A 20,492-nucleotide genomic window follows, 5' to 3' on the forward strand; every position below is an offset into this window, starting at 1 on the left:
GAATGCGGATACCGTCCTGTTAATGTAATAAGGGTTCCCATGCTCAGGCTTCATTCAGCCCGCCTTGCCGTATGCCTCCTGCCGTTTGCCCTGGTGGCATGCGGCGATAACCACGCCAGTGACGATCCGCGCACGCAGCCACCGCTTGTCAGGTTTGCGTCCGTGATCCCTGCGAACGAGACGTCACGCGCCTTTACCGGCGTGGTGGTGGCAAGAACGCAAAGTGATTTAGGCTTCAGGGTGCAGGGCAAAATTCTCGAACGTCTTGTCGATACGGGTCAAACCGTTAAGCAGGGCCAGCCTTTAATGCGTCTGGATCCTGTTGATCTGAAATTACAGGCGCAGGCCCATCAGCGAGCGGTGGATGCTGCCCAGGCGCGCGCACGTAAAGCGTCCAGCGATGAGGCGCGTTATCGCGGCCTTGTGGCATCCGGTGCAGTGTCGGCGTCAGAGTACGACCAGATTAAAGCCGCAGCCGACAGCGCCAGAGCGGAGCTCAGCGCTGCCCGGGCACAGGCAGGCGTGGCGCAAAACGCCACCGGTTATGCCGTGCTACTTGCCGATTCAGACGGCGTGGTGATGGAGACGCTTGCCGAGCCTGGACAGGTGGTCAGCGCCGGGCAGGCGGTGATCCGTCTGGCCCGTGCAGGGCAGCGCGAGGCGCTGGTCCAGTTGCCGGAAACCCTGCGCCCTGCCGTGGGAAGTACAGCTCTGGCAACGCTCTACGGTAACGAAAAGCAGCCCGTTAGCGCGAAGCTGCGCCTGCTGTCTGATTCAGCCGATGCGACCACCCGTACCTTTGAGGCCCGATACGTGCTGGATGGCGCGCTGGCGAACGCGCCGCTGGGGGCGACCGTGACGCTGAGCATCGAACACGGCAAAGGCGACAGCCGCGTGATGCAGGTTCCCCTGGCGTCTCTCTACGATGCGGGGAAAGGGCCTGGCGTCTGGCGTATTTCCGCTCAGCCGACAAAAGTCGTCTGGCAGCCTGTCAGGGTGCTTAGCGTAGGGGATGATATCGCCAGAGTGACCGGCGGCGTGCAGCCCGGAGAGAAGATTGTTGCGTTAGGCGTCCATCTTCTGCACGAAGGCGAAGCGGTCCGGCTGGCGGAACAGCGCGATGCCACTCAGGCGGGGATGACACCATGAGTGGAGGTCGTTTCAACCTGTCAGCGCTTGCGGTACGCGAGCGCTCGGTCACGCTGTTCTTGATTATTCTGGTTACCCTTGCCGGTATTTTCTCGTTTTTTGGCCTTGGCCGCGCGGAAGATCCCCCCTTCACGGTTAAGCAAATGACGGTTATCACCGTCTGGCCCGGTGCAACCGCACAGGAAATCCAGGATCAGGTCGCCGAGCCGCTGGAAAAACGTCTGCAGGAACTCAAATGGTATGACCGCACGGAAACGTATACCCGCCCCGGTATGGCGTTTATCACGTTGTCATTGCAGGACAAAACCCCGCCTTCTCAGGTTCAGGAGGAATTTTACCAGGCGCGAAAGAAACTGGGGGATGAAACCAAAAACCTTCCGGCAGGCGTCATGGGGCCGATGATCAATGACGAGTTTTCCGATGTCACCTTTGCCCTTTTTGCACTGAAAGCGAAAGGCGAACCACAGCGTCTGTTAGTGCGTGACGCCGAAGCCCTGCGCCAGCAGCTTTTGCACGTTCCGGGCGTAAAGAAAGTGAACATCATCGGGGAACAGGCCGAGCGGATTTACATCTCCTTCTCGCATGACCGTCTGGCAACACTGGGACTCTCGCCGCAGGATATTTTCACCACGCTCAACAGCCAGAACGCATTAACCGCGGCGGGCTCGATTGAAACGCGCGGGGCGCAAATCTTTATCCGCCTCGACGGCGCTTTCGATAAATTGCAGAAGATCCGCGATACGCCCCTGATCGCGCAGGGCAAAACGCTCCGGCTGTCCGACGTGGCAACGGTTGAACGGGGCTATGAGGACCCACCGACCCTGCAGATCCGTAACCAGCAAGAACCCACCCTCCTGCTCGGTATTGTCATGCGTGAAGGCTGGAACGGCCTGGCGCTGGGTAAAGCGCTGGATGCTGAAACGGCAAACATCAATGCGAATATGCCTCTGGGGATGACCTTAACGAAAGTCACCGATCAGTCGGTGAATATCCGCTCGTCGGTCGATGAGTTCATGATCAAGTTCTTCGTCGCCCTGCTGGTGGTGATGGTGGTATGTTTTGTCAGTATGGGGTGGCGCGTGGGCATCGTTGTCGCGGCGGCAGTGCCGCTGACGCTGGCGGTCGTTTTTGTCGTGATGGAAGCCTCCGGTATAAACTTCGACCGCGTTACCCTGGGCTCCCTTATTCTCGCCCTCGGCTTACTGGTTGATGATGCCATTATCGCCATCGAAATGATGGTGGTAAAAATGGAGGAAGGCTACGACAGAATCAAAGCCTCCGCCTACGCCTGGAGCCATACCGCCGCGCCAATGCTGGCCGGAACCCTGGTGACAGCCATCGGGTTTATGCCGAATGGTTTTGCGCAGTCAACCGCCGGGGAGTACACCAGCAATATGTTCTGGGTAGTCGGCCTCGCCCTGATAGCTTCGTGGTTTGTGGCGGTGGTGTTCACCCCTTATCTGGGCGTCAAAATCCTGCCGGACATCGCAAAAGTCGAAGGCGGTCATGCCGCCATCTATGACACCCCGCGCTATAACCGTTTTCGTCATACGCTGAGCCGCGTGATCGCCCGAAAATGGATCGTCGCCGCGTCCGTCGTGGCCATCTTCACCCTCGCAGTACTGGGGATGGGGCTGGTTAAGAAACAGTTTTTCCCGACGTCCGACCGCCCCGAGGTGCTGGTGGAAGTGCAGATGCCGTATGGCACATCGATTGAGCAAACCAGCGCCGCCACCGCGAAAATCGAAGCGTGGCTGCGCAAACAGCCTGAAGCCAGCATCGTCACCGCCTACATTGGCCAGGGTTCGCCGCGCTTTTATCTGGCGATGGCCCCTGAGTTGCCCGATCCCTCTTTCACGAAGGTTGTCGTCATGACGGACAGCGAGAAGTCACGCGAGGCGCTTAAGTTCCGCCTTCGCGAAGCGGTAGCCCGCGGGCTGGCTCCGGAGGCACGCGTGCGGGTCACGCAGCTGGTGTTCGGGCCTTATTCTCCCTTCCCGGTCGCCTGGCGAGTAATGGGACCGGATGTCAATAAACTGCGTGACATTGCAGATAACGTCAAAGGTGTGCTGCAGGCCAGTCCGATGATGAGAACCGTCAATACCGACTGGGGTTCACGCGTACCGACCCTGCATTTCACCCTCGATCAGAACCGCCTGCAGGCTACCGGCTTAACGTCGAACGCCGTTGCCCAGCAGCTTCAGTTCCTGCTGTCGGGCGTTCCCATCACCTCCGTGCGGGAAGATATTCGCTCGGTACAGGTTACGGGCCGCGCCGCGGGTGATATCCGTCTTGATCCGGCGAAGATAGAGGGCTTTACCCTGGTGGGTAACGCCGGACAACGCGTTCCGCTGTCACAAATCGGGGAGATTGAGATCCGAATGGAAGATCCGCTGTTGCGCCGCCGCGATCGTACGCCCACGATTACCGTGCGGGGAGACATTGCCGAAAACCTTCAGCCCCCGGATGTGTCAACCGCCATCATGAAACAGCTGCAACCCATTGTTGATTCGCTTCCACCTGGCTATCGCATCGAAATGGCGGGATCGATTGAGGAATCCGGCAAAGCCACCCAGGCCATGGCCCCGCTGTTCCCCATCATGATTGCCCTGACGCTGCTGATAATCATTCTGCAGGTGCGTTCACTCTCGGCCATGGTCATGGTATTCCTGACCGCACCGCTGGGGCTTATTGGTGTGGTTCCTACACTGCTGCTTTTCAATCAGCCATTTGGCATCAATGCCCTCGTCGGCCTGATCGCGCTTTCGGGGATCCTGATGCGAAACACGCTGATTCTCATTGGTCAAATCGATCACAACCAGAAGGACGGTCTCGATCCGTTCCATGCCGTGGTTGAGGCGACCGTACAGCGCGCGAGGCCGGTCTTACTGACGGCCATGGCCGCCGTGCTGGCGTTCATTCCCCTGACGCACTCCGTGTTCTGGGGAACGCTGGCCTACACGCTGATTGGCGGAACGCTAGGGGGAACCATTATTACCCTCGTCTTCCTGCCAGCGATGTATGCGATCTGGTTTCGGATCAAGCCCGCCGCCTGACGGTGCCGGGCTGGCGTCCGGGATAAGTCCGGCAATCCAGTCTGCAAAGGCACGCACTGCGGGAGAGAGAAAACGCTGATGGGGATAAAGCAACGTGACGGGCGCCGAAGGCGGTTGCCAGTCAGCCAGAACCTCAACCAGCCTTCCCTCCCGCAGATGCGCTGAGACAATACTCTCAGCCAGCTGCGCCAGCCCGAAACCTTCAAGGCACATGTTGATATAAAGCCCGGTGGCATTTACGGCCGCTTCGCCGCGGACAGGGATGGAGACGGTCTCTGTCCCGCGGACAAAGCGTAACGCATCCGCCCGTCGGGTCTGATCGGAAAAGTAGTGTATCGCCCGATGCTGTGATAAGTCGTCTGGCGAGCGGGGAGTACCGAACTTCCTGAGATAGTCCGGTGAGGCACAGGTCACCCAGCGAAACCGGCCCAGAGGACGGGCAACAAGAGTCGAGCTATTCAGATCCCCCGTTCGGATCACACAGTCCACCCCCTCCTGCACCAGATCAACCTGCCGATCGTTGACGCCCAGCATCAGGTAGATATCCGGATAAAGCCGGTAAAAATCTTTCAGGTGAGGCATCACGATGAAATCCGCGATCCCGCCCGGCATATCCACCCGCAAGCGTCCCTGCGGGCGCCGGACTGACGCCGTCAGGCTCGTTTCCGCATGCTCGATTAACGCCAGTATTTCCTGGCATTGCGCCAGATAATGCACACCTTCAGCGGTGAGGCTCACCCGCCTTGTCGTTCTGTTAAGCAGGCGCACCTGGAGGTAATTCTCCAGATTTTTTATGCTGCTGGTGACCGTTGACGAAGGCAGAGAAAGCGTTTCGGCTGCGCGGACAAAGCTTCCGGCCTGCGCTACCCGCATGAAGATCTGCATTGCCTGAATACGATCCATTTTTTCTCCCCCGACCGTCGCTCACATTATTCTTCGTAGATTATGAATAATGAAAACACGTTAAGCATCTTTTTCGCCGTAATCGGGTGGCGTAATTTCTCACCCATGAAGAGACAAAGGACAAGAAGATGAGCGATTACCTGAGAAATATGATTAACAATCAAAGCATAACTCCACCCGCCACGTTGATTAAGGGCGCAACCCTGCTCAGCATGGATGACAGGGTGGGTAATTTTGAACGCGGCGATATCCTTATCGAAGGCGCAAAGATCGTCGCCATTGGTGAAAATCTGGCAGCAGAAGGCGCCTGCATAATAAATGCCACACATATGATTGCCATGCCGGGCCTGGTGGATACCCATCGCCATGCCTGGGAGGGACAACTGCGCCGCATTAACCCCGACGCCAAAACGCTTGAAGATTACTGCAACGCCACGCACTTCTCATTCGCCAGGTATTATCGCCCTGCCGATATTTATATCGGCAACCTGCTCACCGCCCTGGGGTGTATTGATGCCGGTATCACCACGGTGATTGATAATTCCCATAACAGCCGCACCGCTGCGCATTCGGACGCGGCCGTTGAGGCCCTGCTGGATGCGGGGATCCGCGCCGTACACGCTTCCGGTGCACCGGTGTCCGGAGAATGGGACCGCGCGCACTGGCCCGGTAACTGGCAGCGCCTGCAAGAAAAGTATTTCCAGAATAACCCTGAAAGTCTTGTTTCGCTGGCGGTCATGGCCCAGCTGGAGCCGGAGAGATGGCTGGAGGCCCGCAGGCTGGGGTTGCCAATCGTGACCGAATTCTTTGGGGGTGAAATGGCGTCGCAGCTTGAGGCGCTGCATCAGCAGGGACTTCTGGGACCGGACAATATTTTTAATCATTGCACCGCACTGCCGGACGACGGATGGAAAATCCTGCGGGATGCGGGCGTACGCGTGAACGTCTGCCCCCGTTCCGATGCGCACTATGGGATTGAAGACGGCATGTTTGCCCTTCAGTCCGCGCTGCGCCACGGCATCAGCCCCGGCCTCAGCGTTGACAATGAAACGTCGTACAGCGGCGACATGTTTATGGAAATGCGCGTGGCTTTTTACCTCCAGCGCGTCATGGGCATGCATCAGCAGCACTGCTGTGGTTCAGCGCACACCGTAAATACGCTTCATACCCAACAGCTCCTGAAAGCAGCCACCGTCGATGGTGCGGCCTGTGCAGGGTTACAGGAGAGCATCGGCAGCCTGACGCCGGGTAAACAGGCCGACCTGGTGCTTATTAACGCCGGCGATCTCAACCTCTATCCGTCCGGCAATGCATTTGGCACGGTGGTCCATGCGGCAGAGCGCAGCAACATCCATACCGTCATGATTGCCGGACGAATCGTGAAGCAAGACGGCAACGTGCTGGGGGTCGACATCACCCGCCTTCGCGAGGCCATTGATGAATCACGTCATCATCTCTTTACCTCAGCCGGGTATGAGCCGGACATATTTGCTGACGCCTTCCTGCCGCTGGCGCAGGATTAAGCCCCTTCAACCACAACAAATGTCCCGGTTGCCGCCCCCGCGCGCAGCTTTCTGGCGGCCACGTACCCGGGACTGTTATAAAAACGTTTGGCCTCAGCATACGAATCAAACTCTAAAACGACATGGCGTTCATGCGCTTCCCCTTCCAGGTTTTCATATTCCCCGGACCAGACGATGACCCGGGGGTTGAACCCCTGCAGCGCTTCCCCGGCAGCGTTCGCATATTCTGCATAGGCAGCAGGATCTGTGACGGTCACGTGGGCGATTAAATAACCTTTATTCATCTTCTTTATCCTTCCTGAGGACTGTTGCCGGTGGTGTAAAGCGCATCAACCTGTTTGACAGCGTTACGCGGTATGAAGACACTCTATTAGTCATCAATAAGGGAATAAACCACCCAAAAAATAACGCACTGTTACCCGGAAGGTGAACAATGAAAAACCTGCATGCACTGACTATTTTTGCACGCGTCGCAGAAATGCAGAGCTTTACTCAGGCGGCGGAGAGCCTGGGCATTAAGAAAGGCCGCGTTTCAACGGTCGTACGTGAGCTTGAGCATGACCTCGGGACGACGCTGTTGCACCGGACTACCCGCGCGGTACAGCTGACCGAAGACGGTCGGGCTTTTTATTCCCGCGCCCGGGATTTGTTAGCAGATGCAGAAGATCTGCAGTCCATGTTCGCGCCTGGCGGCATGTCACTGCGGGGACGTTTACGCGTCGATATGCCAGCAGTGTTGGCCCAAAGCGTAGTGATTCCCGCCCTGCCACAACTGCTGGACGCGCATCCTGAACTTGAAATAGAACTTTCAAGCACAGACCGGCGAGTCGATCTGGTTCAGGAAGGCTTTGACTGCGTGATTCGTTTTGGGCCCATTGTTGATGAGACCCTCATTGCCCGACCGCTCGGTCAGCTACGGATGATTAACGCCGCCAGCCCACGCTACCTGGAGCGCGTCGGGGTGCCCGAGACGATTGACGACCTGCTTCGTCAGGGACACCGTATGGTGCATTACATGCGAAATTTTGGTGCCAGGCCTGATGGCTGGCAGTACCCGGACGGTGATGGCTACCGGTCCGTGATGTTACCCGGCGCCGCGCGGGTCAACAGCGTACCGGCCTATCATGAAGCCGGGCTGGCGGGTCTGGGCTTAATTCAGGGCGGGTATTCCGCGCTGGCGCCCCATATCCAGCGCGGCGCGCTGGTTGAAGTGCTTCCCCATTTGCCTCCTGAACCGCTTAATGCCGCTTTTGTGGTCGCCCATCGGCGTAATTTATCGCAGCGTGTCAGAGCTTTTATGCACTGGACGGAAGTCATTTTAAAACCGTACTTTGATTAATATCCTGCTAAAGATATTCACGCTAATTGTCGGAGGCGGGACGGCAATATTATCTCGGTGAGGGACGTTTCTTGTGAAAGGAATACACAACGCAAATGCGAATAATGACTAAAACTGGCAGTTGATTGTTATTTGTGTGGCTTTTAAAATTTAATTGCAAGGTATTTATTAAATTTTAATTAGGGACATAAAAATGACAAGAAATACGCTTTTACTGACGATGATGGCCGCCTTTTCAGGCACAGTATACGCAGGGGAAACGCAATTTACGCCGAATTTCTCACCTGACAGCGTCACCGTTTCAGCCTCGGGCGGGATGCTCAGCGGGAAATCCCATGAAATGGTGTATGACGACGTCACAGGCAGAAAAATCAGCCAGCTGGACTGGAAAATTAAAAACGTCGCTATCCTGAAAGGCGATATTTCCTGGGATGCGTACCCTTTCCTGACCCTGAACGCACGCGGCTGGACCTCGCTGGCATCCGGCTCGGGTCATATGGATGACTATGACTGGATGAACGAAAGACAATCCAGCTGGACAGATCATTCGACGCATCCGGCAACTAACGTCAATTATGCCAATGAATACGATCTCAATGTAAAAGGCTGGATATTGCAGGGCGAAAGCTATAAAGCGGGCGTGACTGCCGGTTATCAGGAAACCCGTTTTAGCTGGACGGCCACCGGTGGCTCTTATAATTATGATAACGGTACCAACACGGGGAATTTCCCGGCGGGCGAACGCGGTATTGGTTATAGCCAGCGCTTCTCAATGCCTTATATTGGGCTTGTGGGGCAGTATCGTATTAATAATTTCGAATTTAATGGCCTGTTTAAATTCAGTGACTGGGTGCGCGCTCATGATAACGACGAGCACTATATGCGCGACCTGACCTTCCGCGAGAAAACCTCAGACTCTCGCTATTATGGTGCGTCAGTGGATGCAGGATATTACGTCACGCCACACGCCAAAGTTTTTGCCGAGTTCGCGTATAGCCATTACAAAGAGGGCAAAGGCGGCACGCAGATTATTGATACAAACACGGGCGAATCCGGGTCAATTGGCGGTGATGCGGCGGGCATTTCCAACAAAAACTATACCGTTACCGCCGGTCTGCAATACCGGTTCTGATTTCGCGCAACGCATCAGGCCAGCGTAAACATTCACAGGCCCCTGACGGGGCCTTTTTCGATGCGCTGCTTTGACATCAGCAGGTGCGCCCCTTCATGACGCCGATTTTGGTCGCAGATCCTCGTCAAACTCCAGACGTTTTCGACCGGGCTCCACTTCGCGCAGGGGTTCGACCTGATGCAGGGTCAGCTTGCAGCGATCCACCAGCACCTGATACTCACGCGTGCCCTGCTTCTTCCAGGCAATTTCCTGCTCACTCAGCACACGTATCGCTTTTGCCGGACTGCCAATGATCAGGTGGTTGGCGGGCATCTCCGCTTTCGCTTTCACAAAGGCCGCCGCGCCGACAATGCTGTTTTCGCCAATCACCGCGCCGTCCATAACCACTGCGTTCATCCCTACCAGAGCGTTACGTCGGATAATACAGCCGTGCAGAATCGCGCTGTGGCCGATATGGCCGTCCTCTTCCACCACCGTGTCCTGCTCCGGGAAACCGTGCATGACGCAGTTATCCTGAATGTTCGCGCCGTCTTTCACCACAATCCGGCCAAAATCGCCGCGCAGGCTGGCATTCGGGCCAACATACACGCCTTTGCCCAGGATCACGTCGCCGATGAGCACCGCCGTCGGGTGAACGTAGCTCTCATCAGGCACCACCGGCGTCAGACCGTCAATTTGATAAACGGGCATCTCCACTCCTTATACGATAGTAAGACCACCAAAGCGTTGATAGTAGAGCGTGCCGGGCACAGGCAGTTCGCCGACGGAGGTTTCACCTTTCTCGCTGACAAACGCCAGCGCCCCCGGTGCCACACGCTGATAAATATTAATGCACAGCTGTCGCGCACTTTGTCCGGCCCAGTGTGCAGGCAATAACTCCTCCGGCAACAGCGGGTCTTTCAGCACCACGCGACGGTAAAAATGGATCAGCAACAGCTGGATCTGGAAGCAGCGTTCCGGCGTTAATTCGTCCGGCGCGGCCTCTTTCAGCAGCGGCAGAAGAGGACGGAACGAGTGGATAAACGTCTCGTACATCGCGTTCTGTTCGGTCAACTGCCAGCACTCCTCGACCCGGGCACGCAGCGCCGCGCGGGACAGCGCCAGCGGCGAATGGGCCTCGAAGAAGATGACGTTTTCCGCCACGCCTGCGTCGTGTAAAAGCGACTGCACATCCGCCAGATGCTGCGACGGGGAGGCCATCAGGCTGGGAGCCAGGGTGCCAAAACCCTGCCAAATCAGCTGCTTTTTGACGTCAGCAAGGGTGGTTTTATCCAGGCCTTCCGAGAGCAGCAACAGCCACTTGCCGTCCCACGCGGGGAGTTCAGCACGGTAGATTTTACTCTCCGCGCGGCGGGTCAAACGCAGCCCTTTGTCGCTCAGCCGGTAAAAGCTGCGTCGTCCGATGCGCGACACATCCAGCCAGCCCTCTTTGTTAAGACGAAACAGCGCAGTGCGCACAAAGCGCTCGCCAAACCCCATGCCTTCCAGTAAGGCGGCGAGGCTGCCAAGCCAAATCTCGCCGCCGCGATGTGAAAGCGCGTCACCGTATAATGAGGAGATAAGCGACGTTCCGCTAACGGGAACCGAGCTAACCGCGTGCTGGATAAAGGCATCGAGTTTATTCATGTGATTCATTCTGTTGTTATTTTTGGTCTGGATGAATCATAGCATATTCCCCTCACCCCGGCCCTCTCCCAAAGTGAGAGGGGGACAACGTCCCTTCTCCCCTCCGGGGAGAAGGTTAGGATGAGGGGGTGAGGGAAACTCAACCGTTAGCCGCAACTTTACGCAAATCAAACACCCGACAGGCTTTGCCCTCTGAGCGCGGGATACTGCCGCAGTTGACAATCATCACGTCGGTGGAGATCCCGACCATCGATTTAATCCGATGGCGCAGCTGATGGCACACCTGGCAGCGCTGCTCGTGGGTCAGGGTCAGACTGCTCTCTTTGAGCTCCACCTTCACGGAAAGTGAATCAAGATGGCCGCGGCGGTTGACCTCCAGCTGATAGTGCGGGGAGAGGTGTTCGAACTTCACGATCTCCTCTTCCAGCTGGGACGGGAAGACGTTGACGCCGCGGATGATGAGCATATCGTCACTGCGACCGCTGATCCTGTCCATACGACGCATGGTGCGTGCGGTCCCAGGAAGCAGGCGCGTCAGGTCGCGGGTGCGATAACGAATCACCGGCAGCGCCTCCTTGGTCAGCGTGGTGAACAGCAGTTCGCCCTGCTCGCCATCATTAAGCGACGTGCCGTCGTTCGGGTTGACGATCTCCGGATAGAAATGGTCTTCCCAGATGGTCGGACCGTCGGCGGTTTCGATACACTCCATCGCCACGCCTGGCCCCATGACCTCGGAAAGCCCATAGATATCCAGCGCGGTGATCCCCAGACGTTTCTCGATTTCGCGGCGCATGGCCTGCGTCCACGGCTCTGCGCCAAACACCCCCACACGCAGGGAGCAGGCGCTGGCATCGCCTCCCATCTGGCGCTCCAGCTCTTCGATCAGATTGAGGCAGTAGGATGGCGTCACCATGATCATGTCCGGCTGGAAATCGCGGATCAGTTGCGCCTGTTTCTCCGTCTGGCCGCCGGACATCGGGATAACAGTCGCCCCTAAACGCTCTGCGCCATAGTGCGCGCCCAGCCCTCCGGTAAACAGGCCATATCCATAGGCCACATGAATTTTGTCTTTCGCACTGCCGCCCGCGGCGCGCAGAGAACGGGCCACCAGATTAGCCCAGTTGTCGATGTCATGTTGGGTATAACCGACGACGGTCGGCTTTCCGGTGGTGCCGGAAGAGGCGTGAATACGCACCACCTGTTCCATCGGTACGGCAAAGGTATCGAACGGATAGTTATCACGCAGGTCCTGCTTGGTGGTGCACGGAAACTTACGGATGTCTTCCAGCGTTTTAAAATCGTCAGGGTGAACGCCCGCGGCGTCAAACTTGCGTTTGTACATCGGAACGTTGTTATAGGCGTGATGCAGCGTCCATTTCAGACGCTCGGTTTGCAGCGCCTGTAATTCGTCAATGGAGGCCGTTTCGATCGGATCAAGCTTTGTTGTATTTGTCATTGTAGGGTACTCACACTGTTATTCGCTCAAACACGCTCAAGGATCATGGCAATGCCCTGACCCACACCGATGCACATCGTACACAGCGCATAGCGCCCGTTGCGTCGATGCAATTCATTGCTCGCGGCCAACGCCAGTCTGGCACCGCTCATGCCCAACGGGTGGCCCAACGCAATGGCCCCTCCGTTCGGGTTAACGTGTTCAGCGTCATCCGGCAATCCCAGCTGACGTAACACGCCTAGCGCCTGAGAAGCGAAAGCTTCGTTAAGCTCAATCACGTCCATATCGTTGATGCTGAGCCCGGCACGTTCCAGCACTTTGCGGGTGGCTGGCACCGGTCCTAAGCCCATCAGACGTGGCTCCACGCCAGCGGTAGCCATCGCCACGATCCGCGTGCGCGGCACAAGCCCTTGCGCGTGCGCCATCGACTCGCTGGCGATGATCAACGCCGCAGCGCCATCGTTTACACCGGAGGCGTTACCCGCCGTCACGACACCGTTCCTGCGAAACGGTGTTTTCAGCGCGGCAAGTTGTTCAAGCGTGGTATCAGCACGGGGATGCTCATCTACCGAAACTTCCGTAACCGTTCCTTTTTTGCCGGGCACCTGCACCGGCACAATCTCCTGCGCCAGAATGCCGTTCTGCTGCGCCTGAGCAGTACGCTGCTGGCTGCGCAGCGCGAAAGCATCCTGATCGGCCCGGCTGACATTTAACAATTCAGCTACATTCTCTGCCGTTTCCGGCATGCTGTCAGTTCCGAATTGCTGATGCATGAGCGGATTCACAAATCGCCAGCCGAGGGTGGTGTCGAAAATCTCCGCCTGACGCTGGAACGCCGCCGTGGCTTTACCCATCACAAACGGCGCCCGGGACATTGACTCGACGCCGCCTGCAAGCAGCATGTCGCCATCACCCGCCCTGATCGCCCGTGCGGCAAAGCCAATCGCGTCCAGACCCGAACCGCACAGGCGGTTCAGCGTGGTGCCCGAGACCGTCTGAGGCAGTCCGGCCAGCAGCAGCGACATACGCGCCACGTTGCGGTTATCTTCCCCCGCCTGGTTGGCGCAGCCGAAGATCACATCATCAATCCGCTCGAGGTCGAGCTGCGGATAACGGGCCAGCAGCGCACGCAGCGGCACCGCGCCGAGATCGTCGGCGCGAACGCTGGCCAGCGCCCCGCCATAGCGCCCCACCGGGGTTCGAACGCCATCACAAATAAAAGCGTCACGCATCAGGCTTCTCCTGTCACACTGCCGCCGATGCGGTGAGATTTTCCGCGAAACAGGGCAACGGTTTTCTGTTGTTGGTTCTGAATTTCAATGTCATACACGCCGGTCAGTTTGCCCTGATGCTTAACCCGCGCGGTGGCGGTCAGCGTGTCGCCGGCAAACCCCGGGCGCAGAAAATCGATTGAACAGCCTGACGCCACTGCCGCCAGCCCCTGGCTGTTGCAGGCGTAGGCAAAAGCGGTATCGGCCAGTGAAAACAGCTGTCCTCCGTGGCAGGTTTTGTGGCCGTTGAGCATCTGCGGGGTGATGGTCATCGTCACTACCGCGTAGCCATCGTCCATGTCGATGATGTCGATCCCCAGCGCCTGGGCGCAGGCGTCCTGTTCATACATAGTGCGGGCGTTATGCCAGGCGTTATGACTCATAGCTACTCTCCAGAAGCGCACGCTGGCGCAGCAGTGAACAAGGGCGATAGCGTTCTTCGCCGTAATGGCGTTGCAAATTCTCCAGCAGCGTTAACAGCCGTTGCCAGCCCAGACGCTCACCCCAGGCAATGGGCCCGTTCGGGTAATTCACGCCGAGGCGCATGGCGGTGTCGATATCCTTCTCGCTGGCCACCCCTTTTTGCAGCGCATCCAGCGCTTCGTTGGCGATCATCGCCACCGTCCGCCAGACCAGCAGACCGGGGTAATCGGCAATGCGCAGTACCCGGTGTCCCTGCTGTTGCAGGTACCAGACGGCTTTTTGCGTGGCGGTATGCGGGTTATCCGATGCGGCTGCGATCACCGCCACGTCGCGTTCAATGCGGTCAATCACCACGACCGGACAGTGAAAACGCCGGGCCAGCGCCTGAGCGGTCTCCCCCTGGGTTTCAATCAACAGGAGCTCATCTATTTCCGTGACACCGTCACCTCTTCGCTGCACACGCAGGGGGGTAAAGCTGTCGTTTACTGCATCAAGCCACGGCACAGCCGGTATCTCACCGTGCCAGTCGTAAACGCCCTTCCCGCTTTTTTTGCCCAGCCGCCCCGCCAGCACCAGTTCCTGCTGCACCAGCGACGGCAGGAAACGACGTTCCTGCCAGAAGGCATTGAACACGGAACAGGTCACCGCAAAGTTGACGTCCTGACCAATCATGTCGGTCAACTCCAGCGGTCCCATCGGGAAACCGCCGCCGTCGCGCAGCGCGGCATCAATCACTTCTGGCGCGGCGACCTGCTCTTCCAGGGCGCGCCAGGCTTCAGAATAGAACGGACGCGCAACGCGGTTGACGATGAACCCTGGCGTTGACTGGCAGCGGACGGGCTGTTTCCCCCAGTTCAGCGCCAGCTCGCACAGCGCATCGGCCACTTCGGGCGATGTCGCCAGCCCGCTCACCACCTCGACCAGCTTCATGACCGGTGCAGGATTAAAGAAATGCAGCCCCGCGACGCGCTCCGGATGGTGAACATCCGCCGCAATCGCCGTAACAGAAATGGAGGAGGTATTGCTGGTCAGCAAGGTCTGCGGCGGGCAAATCTGAGCCAGTTGCGCAAACAGCGCTTTTTTGACGTCGATACGCTCAGACGCGGCTTCAATCACCAGATCTGCCGCGGCGAGCGCTTCGATATCCGTTACCGGCAACAGCCTGGCAAGAATCTGGCTGCCAGCATCGGCGGAAAGTTTTCCGCGAGTCACCCGGGAGGCGAGACGCTGGCGGATCCCGTCAATCGCGCGCGAAATCGCGTCTGAGGCAATGTCATACATCAGAACCTGATGCCCATGACTCGCCGCGACTTCCGCAATTCCCGCGCCCATCGTGCCGCTTCCAATGACGGCGACAGTACGAACCGTGATCGCCATCTTATTTCCCCGTGAATGTCGGTGCGCGTTTGGCAAGGAAGGCGCTGACCCCTTCCCGGTAGTCGTCGCTGCGACCGGCCAGACGTTGATAATCGCGCTCCAGGTCAAGCTGGGCGTCGAGGGTGTTGGTCTCTGCCGCGTTAATCGCCTGCTTAATCAGCCCCAGACCAAAGGTGGGCTGAGAAGCAAAGTGCAGCGCCATCTGCTGGGCCGTGGCGGAGAGGTGTTCGTCATCCACCACCTGCCAGATCATCCCCCAGGCGTGTGCCTGTTCGGCGCTGAGTTTGTCTCCGAGTAACGCCAGCCCCATTGCGCGGGCGCGCCCGGCGACGCGCGGCAGGAACCATGTTCCCCCGCAGTCCGGCACTAATCCGAGCTTGCTGAAGGCCATCACAAAGGTGGCAGAACGGGCGGCAATGACCATGTCACACCCCAGTGCCAGCGTGGCCCCGGCCCCGGCGGCCACGCCGTTGACCGCGCAAATCACCGGTTTCGGCAACGTCGCAAGACGGCGAACCAGCGGGTTGTAGAACGTCTCCACGGACATTCCCAGATCCGGCGCCGGACCGTTAGGGTCGACGTTGCGGTCATTAAGATCCTGACCCGCGCAGAAGCCGCGCCCCGCCCCGGTAATAAGCAGACAGCGGATGGTGTCATCGCGCTCGGCCTGCTTCAGGCACTCAGCGAGTTGCTGATGCATCACGTCGTTAAAGCTGTTCAGACGCTCCGGACGGTTCAGCGTCAGGGTCATCACGCCTTGTTCTACATGACTGAGAATAAATTCCACGATTAGCGTCCTTTAAAGTCGGGGGTACGTTTCTGTAAGAATGCGTCGATGCCTTCTCGCCGGTCTTCGGTCGCTGAAAGCAGCGTAAACAGCTGTCGCTCCTGGACCAGTCCGGCCTGCAGGGAAACCTCCTGAGACTGGCGCAGCGCCTGCTTCGCCGCCTGGAGCGCCAGCGGTGAGTGTCGTGCCATCAGCGCCGCCTGTTTCAGGGCATATTCCAGCGTCAATGAAGCCGGGAACACATCGCTGACCAGCCCGGCGCGCTGCGCCTGCTGCGCGGTAATGCTCTCCCCGGTCAGCACCATTTTGCTGGCCAGCGATTTGCCCACGCTACGAATCAGGCGCTGTGTACCGCCCGCCCCGGGCATGATCCCGAGCGTAATTTCCGGCAGACCAAAACGGGCGTTATCCCCGGCAATCACCACGTCGCACAGCAGCGCAAGCTCGCAGCCCGCGCCCAGCGCGAAGCCGTTGACGGCGGCAATCAGGGGTTTGTTGAAGGCGTTGATCCGGGCCCACAGCTGGGGACGGATATCGTTCAGGGTGGCAGGCAGGTCTTTCTCCGCCATTTCGTTGAGATCTGCGCCGGCAGCAAAGCAGCGTGCGTTGCCGTAAATCACGCAAACGGAGAGATCGCGATCGGCCGCAGCGGCGTCGAGCGCGTCAGCAATCTGCTCTAACAGGGCGTTATTCAGCGCGTTGCGTGCCGCCGGACGGTTAAGCGTCAGCTTCAGGACACGACCATGACGGGTGACCATCAGTTCGCTCATGCCATCCCCCTGGAGTCGAAATCGACGATCACGTCAGCGGTTAACGGCAGCGACTGACAGCTCAGCACATACCCGGCCGCGAGTTCGTCTGGCTCAAGGCTGTAGTTCGTCGCCATATCAACTTTGCCACGCAGCACTTTGCATTTGCAGGTCGCGCATACGCCGCCCTTGCAGGCATACGGCAGGTCGGTGCCCTGACGCAGGGCGGCATCAAGAATGCTTTCATCGTTTGCCGTGAGGGTAATTTCCCGGTCACGACCGTCCTGACGCACGGTGACTTTCTGCCCTTCAGCCTGCACGCTGACCGTGCGTTTGCCGGTCGAGCCTGGCGTATTAAAACGCTCAAGGTGAATCGATTTCTCTGGCATCCCCAGCGCTTTCAGCGCCGCTTCCGCGTCGTCCATCATGGCGGACGGGCCACAAATAAAAGCTTCATCGTACTGGCGGAAGTTGATCAGGGTTTTCGCCAGCGCCTGCAGCTTCTCACCGTCGATACGTCCATGCAGCAGATCGCTGTCGAGCACCTCCTGGCTGAAGATGGCGACCAGCTGCAGACGCTGCGGGTATTTGTCTTTCAGATCGGCAAGCGCCTCGCGAAACATCATGCTCTGGCTGCTGCGATTGCCGTAGATCAGGGTGAAATGACTGTTCGGCTCGGTGGCGAGCGTGGCGGATAAGATGGCCAGCATTGGGGTAATGCCTGAACCCGCGGCAATGGCCAGATAGTGCCCTTCCCGGTCGGCGCGCGGCTGGTAACCAAACTGGCCCTGCGGCACCATGACCTCCAGCACCATGCCCTGTTTGATCTCATCCCGGGCATAGCGGGAAAAACGTCCGCCCTCGATGGCTTTCACCGCTACGCTGATCTCACCCGGCGCGGTACTGCGGCAGATAGAGTAGCAGCGACGCAGCTCATCCTCACCCAGCTTCGCTTTCAGGGTCAGGTGTTGTCCGGGACGAAAGCGATAGGCGTCCTGCAACGCCTGCGGTACCGCGAAAGTGATGGTCACCGCGTCGCGGGTTTCGGGTTCCACTTTTGCCACTGTTAATGAATGAAACGTTGTCATGGCAACCTCAAATACATTTGAAATAGTCGAAAGGCTCACGGCAGTCGTTGCAGCGATAAAGCGCTTTGCAGGCCGTCGAACCAAATTCACTGATAAGCGAGGTATGTGTGCTGGCACAGCGTGGGCAACTCACCTCGGCCGGGGCATGCGCGTGGCAGCTGTGGCCCACCGGTGGGCTGATGCCATATGCGCGCAGGCGTTCACGCGCATCCGCCGTCATCCAGTCGGTGGTCCAGGCCGGTTCGAGCTGAAGCACAATATGCACTGGCGTAAAGCCGTGTGCGGTCATCGCCTCGCGAATCGCGCCAAGCAAATGTTCCGTCGCCGGGCAGCCTGAATAGGTTGGCGTAAAGCCAATGACCCAGCCTTCGCCCTGCGCCGATACGCTACGCACCATGCCTAAATCGGTGATGGTTAACACCGGCACTTCCGGGTCCGGGATCTGGCTTAACAGCGACCAGATTTGAGGGATCTCCGCGGGTGCAATCCCGGCAAAACGCTGCATCTTCACCTCCGTACTTACCACTGCTGACCCGGATGGGCGCGCTGGAGATACTGCATTTCTGCGAGCATTGGGCCGAGATGTTCGGTATGCAGCCCGCGCTTGCCCCCCGTGCGATACGCCACTTCCGACGGCACGCTCAGGGTGGCCTCCTGCAAACCGGAAAACACTTCCTGCTCCCACGGCTGACGAAGCTCGCGCGGATCAACCGCGACGCCGGAGGCAATCAACGCCAGCTCGACGTCATCGGCTTCAAACAGCTCGGCCGTAAACCGCCACAGGGTGTCGACCGCCTGCTGCATACGCTGTGAAGATGTTTCCGTTCCGTCACCCAGACGCACCAGCCAGCCACGACTGAAGCGCAGGTGGTAGCGCGCCTCTTTAATGGCTTTCGCGGCGATGGCGGCAAGCTGGCTGTCGCTGCTGTGGGTCAGGCGTTCATACAGGGCTACGTTCCAGGCATCCATAAAGTACTGGCGCGCGAGCGTGTCGGCGAAACTGCCGTTAGGCTGTTCCACCAGCAACACGTTGTGAAACTGGCGTTCATCACGCCCAAACGCCAGGGTGTCTTCATCGCCCTGACCTTCCAGCTCTGCGGCATAGGTCAGGAAATTGCGCGCCTGCCCCAGCAAGTCGAGACCGATGTTGGCGAGCGCGAGATCGATTTCCAGCTCCGGCGCGTGACCACACCAGGCGCCCAGACGCTGGGAGAGCACCAGACCGTTGTCGCCCAGACGCAGGGCATATGCGGATAATGTTTTCATCCCTGACCTCACATGTGCTCGATGCCATCAGGGATGGTGTAAAACGTAGGATGGCGGTAAACCTTACTTTCCGCCGGGTCGAAGAACTCGCCGCTCTCTTCCGGCTGAGAGGCGACAATCTCGCTCGCCTTCACCACCCAGATAGAGCAGCCTTCACTGCGACGGGTATAGGCATCACGCGCATTTTCCAGCGCCATGCGATCGTCGGCGGCATGAAGACTTCCCACATGACGGTGGGACAACCCTTGTTTGCTGCGTACGAACACTTCGTACAGCGGCCAGTAGACATTGCTCATCGTGTTTCCTCTTAAGCCACTTTGCGGGCGTGTTGTTTTTCCGCGTGCGCCAGTGCGGCTTCACGCACCCACGCCCCGTCTTCCCAGGCTTTACGTTTGGCAGCCAGACGTTCGTGGTTGCAGATACCGCGCCCGTTAATGACCTCATCAAACTCGTGCCAGTCGATCTCGCCAAAGCGGTAGTGACCGCTCTCTTCGTCAAAACGCAGGTCAGGATCCGGGACCGTCATGCCCAGCATTTCTACCTGCGGAACCGTGTTGTCGACAAAGCGCTGGCGAAGTTCGTCATTGCCGAAGCGTTTGATTTTCCAGGCGAGGCTGCGGGCGCTGTTCGGCGAGTTGTCATCGTTTGGGCCGAACATCATCAGAGCGGGCCACCAGAAGCGGTTAATGGCGTCCTGCAGCATCTGGCGTTGGGCGTCACTCCCCTGCGCAAGCGCCATACAGGCTTCAAAGCCCTGACGCTGGTGGAAACTCTCTTCTTTACAGATTTTCACCATCGCGCGGGCATAGGGGCCATATGAGGTACGGCACAGCGCCACCTGGTTGACGATCGCCGCACCGTCCACCAGCCAGCCGATCACCCCGATATCCGCCCAGCTCAGGGTCGGGTAGTTGAAGATGGAGGAGTATTTCATCTTGCCGTCGAGCATCTTCTGGTAGATGTCTTCCCGCGCGCAGCCCAGCGTCTCGGCCGCGCTGTAGAGGTACAAACCGTGCCCGGCTTCGTCCTGCACTTTCGCCAGCAGGATCGCTTTGCGGCGCAGCGTCGGCGCGCGGGTGATCCAGTTTCCTTCCGGCAGCATGCCGACAATTTCGGAGTGCGCGTGCTGACCAATCTGGCGGATCAACGTCTTACGATAGGCATCAGGCATCCAGTCCTGAGGCTCAATCGCCGTCTCCTGCGCTATGCGCTGCTCAAAGCGTTGTTCTTGCGTCACGTCATCACCTTTATGATTCGATTATTTACCACTTAAAGTGAAATACTGAATCACTTCATTTCTTAAAAGTTACACAAAGGTTAAATACAAACCCAAGAAATGTTTCCCCA

General features: G+C 58.3%; 20 protein-coding genes. 5 read left to right on the forward strand and 15 right to left on the reverse strand.

From position 1 onward, the window contains the following. The first annotated feature begins 39 nt into the window (after positions 1-39). Positions 40-1,149 carry an efflux RND transporter periplasmic adaptor subunit gene (locus tag ACMVME_RS02090; protein WP_414743345.1) on the forward strand — a complete coding sequence of 370 codons (1,110 nt, stop codon included), beginning with the start codon at positions 40-42 and terminating at the stop codon, positions 1,147-1,149. Beyond that, complete coding sequence (locus ACMVME_RS02095) at positions 1,146-4,205, forward strand: efflux RND transporter permease subunit (RefSeq protein ID WP_068794596.1); 3,060 nt, start codon at positions 1,146-1,148, stop codon at positions 4,203-4,205. Before ACMVME_RS02090 ends, ACMVME_RS02095 begins: the two co-directional genes overlap by 4 nt. Here the strand turns inward: ACMVME_RS02095 and ACMVME_RS02100 are convergent. Next, entirely contained in the window at positions 4,128-5,108 is a 981-nt protein-coding gene (locus ACMVME_RS02100) for a LysR family transcriptional regulator (protein ID WP_414743346.1), read from the reverse strand. The two genes, ACMVME_RS02095 and ACMVME_RS02100, sit on opposite strands and share 78 nt — an antisense overlap. A 128-nt stretch (positions 5,109-5,236) precedes the next feature. On the opposite strand from ACMVME_RS02100, the gene ACMVME_RS02105 reads away from it, so the two are divergent. After that, on the forward strand, positions 5,237-6,631 hold the full coding sequence (locus tag ACMVME_RS02105; protein WP_068794594.1) for an amidohydrolase family protein: 1,395 nt from the start codon (positions 5,237-5,239) through the stop codon (positions 6,629-6,631). On the opposite strand, the gene ACMVME_RS02110 is transcribed toward ACMVME_RS02105, so the two are convergent. Beyond that, positions 6,628-6,915 (reverse strand): DUF1330 domain-containing protein, encoded by a 288-nt coding sequence (locus ACMVME_RS02110; RefSeq protein WP_014169939.1) that lies wholly within the window; start codon positions 6,913-6,915, stop codon positions 6,628-6,630. The genes ACMVME_RS02105 and ACMVME_RS02110 overlap by 4 nt on opposite strands. Before the next feature lie 149 nt (positions 6,916-7,064). Between ACMVME_RS02110 and ACMVME_RS02115 the strand changes: the two genes are divergently transcribed. Next, entirely contained in the window at positions 7,065-7,970 is a 906-nt protein-coding gene (locus ACMVME_RS02115; protein ID WP_068794593.1) for a LysR family transcriptional regulator, read from the forward strand. A 193-nt stretch (positions 7,971-8,163) separates the two neighbouring features. Further along, positions 8,164-9,102 (forward strand): omptin family outer membrane protease, encoded by a 939-nt coding sequence (locus ACMVME_RS02120; protein ID WP_414743347.1) that lies wholly within the window; start codon positions 8,164-8,166, stop codon positions 9,100-9,102. Positions 9,103-9,195: 93 nt separating this feature from the next. On the opposite strand, the gene paaY is transcribed toward ACMVME_RS02120, so the two are convergent. The 13 genes from paaY to paaA all read right to left on the reverse strand — a co-directional run bounded on the left by paaY (position 9,196) and on the right by paaA (position 20,382). Next, on the reverse strand, positions 9,196-9,792 hold the full coding sequence (gene paaY / locus ACMVME_RS02125; RefSeq protein ID WP_020884237.1) for a phenylacetic acid degradation protein PaaY: 597 nt from the start codon (positions 9,790-9,792) through the stop codon (positions 9,196-9,198). A 9-nt stretch (positions 9,793-9,801) separates the two neighbouring features. Then, the gene (gene paaX / locus ACMVME_RS02130) at positions 9,802-10,737 is read right to left on the reverse strand and encodes a phenylacetic acid degradation operon negative regulatory protein PaaX (protein WP_014169935.1); all 936 of its coding nucleotides are present in this window, start codon (positions 10,735-10,737) and stop codon (positions 9,802-9,804) included. A gap of 130 nt (positions 10,738-10,867) precedes the next feature. Next, on the reverse strand, positions 10,868-12,184 hold the full coding sequence (gene paaK / locus ACMVME_RS02135) for a phenylacetate--CoA ligase PaaK (protein WP_078774004.1): 1,317 nt from the start codon (positions 12,182-12,184) through the stop codon (positions 10,868-10,870). Positions 12,185-12,210: 26 nt separating this feature from the next. After that, positions 12,211-13,416 carry a 3-oxoadipyl-CoA thiolase gene (gene pcaF, locus ACMVME_RS02140; RefSeq protein WP_078774003.1) on the reverse strand — a complete coding sequence of 402 codons (1,206 nt, stop codon included), beginning with the start codon at positions 13,414-13,416 and terminating at the stop codon, positions 12,211-12,213. Next, positions 13,416-13,838: a hydroxyphenylacetyl-CoA thioesterase PaaI gene (gene paaI / locus ACMVME_RS02145; protein ID WP_020884240.1), complete on the reverse strand. Its 423-nt coding sequence runs from the start codon at positions 13,836-13,838 to the stop codon at positions 13,416-13,418. The genes pcaF and paaI overlap by 1 nt, the downstream gene beginning before the upstream one ends. Then, positions 13,828-15,255, reverse strand: coding sequence for a 3-hydroxyacyl-CoA dehydrogenase PaaH (gene paaH / locus ACMVME_RS02150; protein WP_251859101.1), 1,428 nt, complete (start codon positions 15,253-15,255; stop codon positions 13,828-13,830). Before paaH ends, paaI begins: the two co-directional genes overlap by 11 nt. A gap of 1 nt (position 15,256) precedes the next feature. Then, positions 15,257-16,045 carry a 2-(1,2-epoxy-1,2-dihydrophenyl)acetyl-CoA isomerase PaaG gene (paaG, locus tag ACMVME_RS02155; protein WP_025204280.1) on the reverse strand — a complete coding sequence of 263 codons (789 nt, stop codon included), beginning with the start codon at positions 16,043-16,045 and terminating at the stop codon, positions 15,257-15,259. Further along, positions 16,045-16,812 carry a 2,3-dehydroadipyl-CoA hydratase PaaF gene (gene paaF / locus ACMVME_RS02160; RefSeq protein WP_193162042.1) on the reverse strand — a complete coding sequence of 256 codons (768 nt, stop codon included), beginning with the start codon at positions 16,810-16,812 and terminating at the stop codon, positions 16,045-16,047. Before paaF ends, paaG begins: the two co-directional genes overlap by 1 nt. Next, the gene (gene paaE / locus ACMVME_RS02165; protein ID WP_193162040.1) at positions 16,809-17,879 is read right to left on the reverse strand and encodes a 1,2-phenylacetyl-CoA epoxidase subunit PaaE; all 1,071 of its coding nucleotides are present in this window, start codon (positions 17,877-17,879) and stop codon (positions 16,809-16,811) included. Before paaE ends, paaF begins: the two co-directional genes overlap by 4 nt. A 7-nt stretch (positions 17,880-17,886) precedes the next feature. After that, the gene (gene paaD / locus ACMVME_RS02170; RefSeq protein ID WP_020884244.1) at positions 17,887-18,384 is read right to left on the reverse strand and encodes a 1,2-phenylacetyl-CoA epoxidase subunit PaaD; all 498 of its coding nucleotides are present in this window, start codon (positions 18,382-18,384) and stop codon (positions 17,887-17,889) included. Between the two features lie 14 nt (positions 18,385-18,398). Beyond that, positions 18,399-19,145 (reverse strand): 1,2-phenylacetyl-CoA epoxidase subunit PaaC, encoded by a 747-nt coding sequence (gene paaC, locus ACMVME_RS02175; protein ID WP_025204284.1) that lies wholly within the window; start codon positions 19,143-19,145, stop codon positions 18,399-18,401. Positions 19,146-19,153: 8 nt separating this feature from the next. Further along, complete coding sequence (paaB, locus tag ACMVME_RS02180) at positions 19,154-19,441, reverse strand: 1,2-phenylacetyl-CoA epoxidase subunit PaaB (protein WP_003857353.1); 288 nt, start codon at positions 19,439-19,441, stop codon at positions 19,154-19,156. A gap of 11 nt (positions 19,442-19,452) precedes the next feature. Then, positions 19,453-20,382 (reverse strand): 1,2-phenylacetyl-CoA epoxidase subunit PaaA, encoded by a 930-nt coding sequence (gene paaA, locus ACMVME_RS02185; RefSeq protein WP_014169925.1) that lies wholly within the window; start codon positions 20,380-20,382, stop codon positions 19,453-19,455. Between the last annotated feature and the right edge of the window lie 110 nt (positions 20,383-20,492).

Origin of the sequence: Enterobacter cloacae complex sp. 2024EL-00711, from assembly GCF_047529885.1 — a bacterium.
Lineage (GTDB): Bacteria > Pseudomonadota > Gammaproteobacteria > Enterobacterales > Enterobacteriaceae > Enterobacter > Enterobacter ludwigii.

What these genes read in the sequence shown, in the direction of transcription:
- ACMVME_RS02090 (WP_414743345.1), top strand. Translation starts at nt 40, where the DNA reads ATGCTCAGGCTTCATTCAGCCCGCCTTGCCGTATGCCTCCTGCCGTTT.
- ACMVME_RS02095 (WP_068794596.1), top strand. Translation starts at nt 1,146, where the DNA reads ATGAGTGGAGGTCGTTTCAACCTGTCAGCGCTTGCGGTACGCGAGCGC.
- ACMVME_RS02100 (WP_414743346.1), bottom strand. Translation starts at nt 5,108, where the DNA reads ATGGATCGTATTCAGGCAATGCAGATCTTCATGCGGGTAGCGCAGGCC.
- ACMVME_RS02105 (WP_068794594.1), top strand. Translation starts at nt 5,237, where the DNA reads ATGAGCGATTACCTGAGAAATATGATTAACAATCAAAGCATAACTCCA.
- ACMVME_RS02110 (WP_014169939.1), bottom strand. Translation starts at nt 6,915, where the DNA reads ATGAATAAAGGTTATTTAATCGCCCACGTGACCGTCACAGATCCTGCT.
- ACMVME_RS02115 (WP_068794593.1), top strand. Translation starts at nt 7,065, where the DNA reads ATGAAAAACCTGCATGCACTGACTATTTTTGCACGCGTCGCAGAAATG.
- ACMVME_RS02120 (WP_414743347.1), top strand. Translation starts at nt 8,164, where the DNA reads ATGACAAGAAATACGCTTTTACTGACGATGATGGCCGCCTTTTCAGGC.
- paaY (WP_020884237.1), bottom strand. Translation starts at nt 9,792, where the DNA reads ATGCCCGTTTATCAAATTGACGGTCTGACGCCGGTGGTGCCTGATGAG.
- paaX (WP_014169935.1), bottom strand. Translation starts at nt 10,737, where the DNA reads ATGAATCACATGAATAAACTCGATGCCTTTATCCAGCACGCGGTTAGC.
- paaK (WP_078774004.1), bottom strand. Translation starts at nt 12,184, where the DNA reads ATGACAAATACAACAAAGCTTGATCCGATCGAAACGGCCTCCATTGAC.
- pcaF (WP_078774003.1), bottom strand. Translation starts at nt 13,416, where the DNA reads ATGCGTGACGCTTTTATTTGTGATGGCGTTCGAACCCCGGTGGGGCGC.
- paaI (WP_020884240.1), bottom strand. Translation starts at nt 13,838, where the DNA reads ATGAGTCATAACGCCTGGCATAACGCCCGCACTATGTATGAACAGGAC.
- paaH (WP_251859101.1), bottom strand. Translation starts at nt 15,255, where the DNA reads ATGGCGATCACGGTTCGTACTGTCGCCGTCATTGGAAGCGGCACGATG.
- paaF (WP_193162042.1), bottom strand. Translation starts at nt 16,812, where the DNA reads ATGAGCGAACTGATGGTCACCCGTCATGGTCGTGTCCTGAAGCTGACG.
- paaE (WP_193162040.1), bottom strand. Translation starts at nt 17,879, where the DNA reads ATGACAACGTTTCATTCATTAACAGTGGCAAAAGTGGAACCCGAAACC.
- paaD (WP_020884244.1), bottom strand. Translation starts at nt 18,384, where the DNA reads ATGCAGCGTTTTGCCGGGATTGCACCCGCGGAGATCCCTCAAATCTGG.
- paaC (WP_025204284.1), bottom strand. Translation starts at nt 19,145, where the DNA reads ATGAAAACATTATCCGCATATGCCCTGCGTCTGGGCGACAACGGTCTG.
- paaB (WP_003857353.1), bottom strand. Translation starts at nt 19,441, where the DNA reads ATGAGCAATGTCTACTGGCCGCTGTACGAAGTGTTCGTACGCAGCAAA.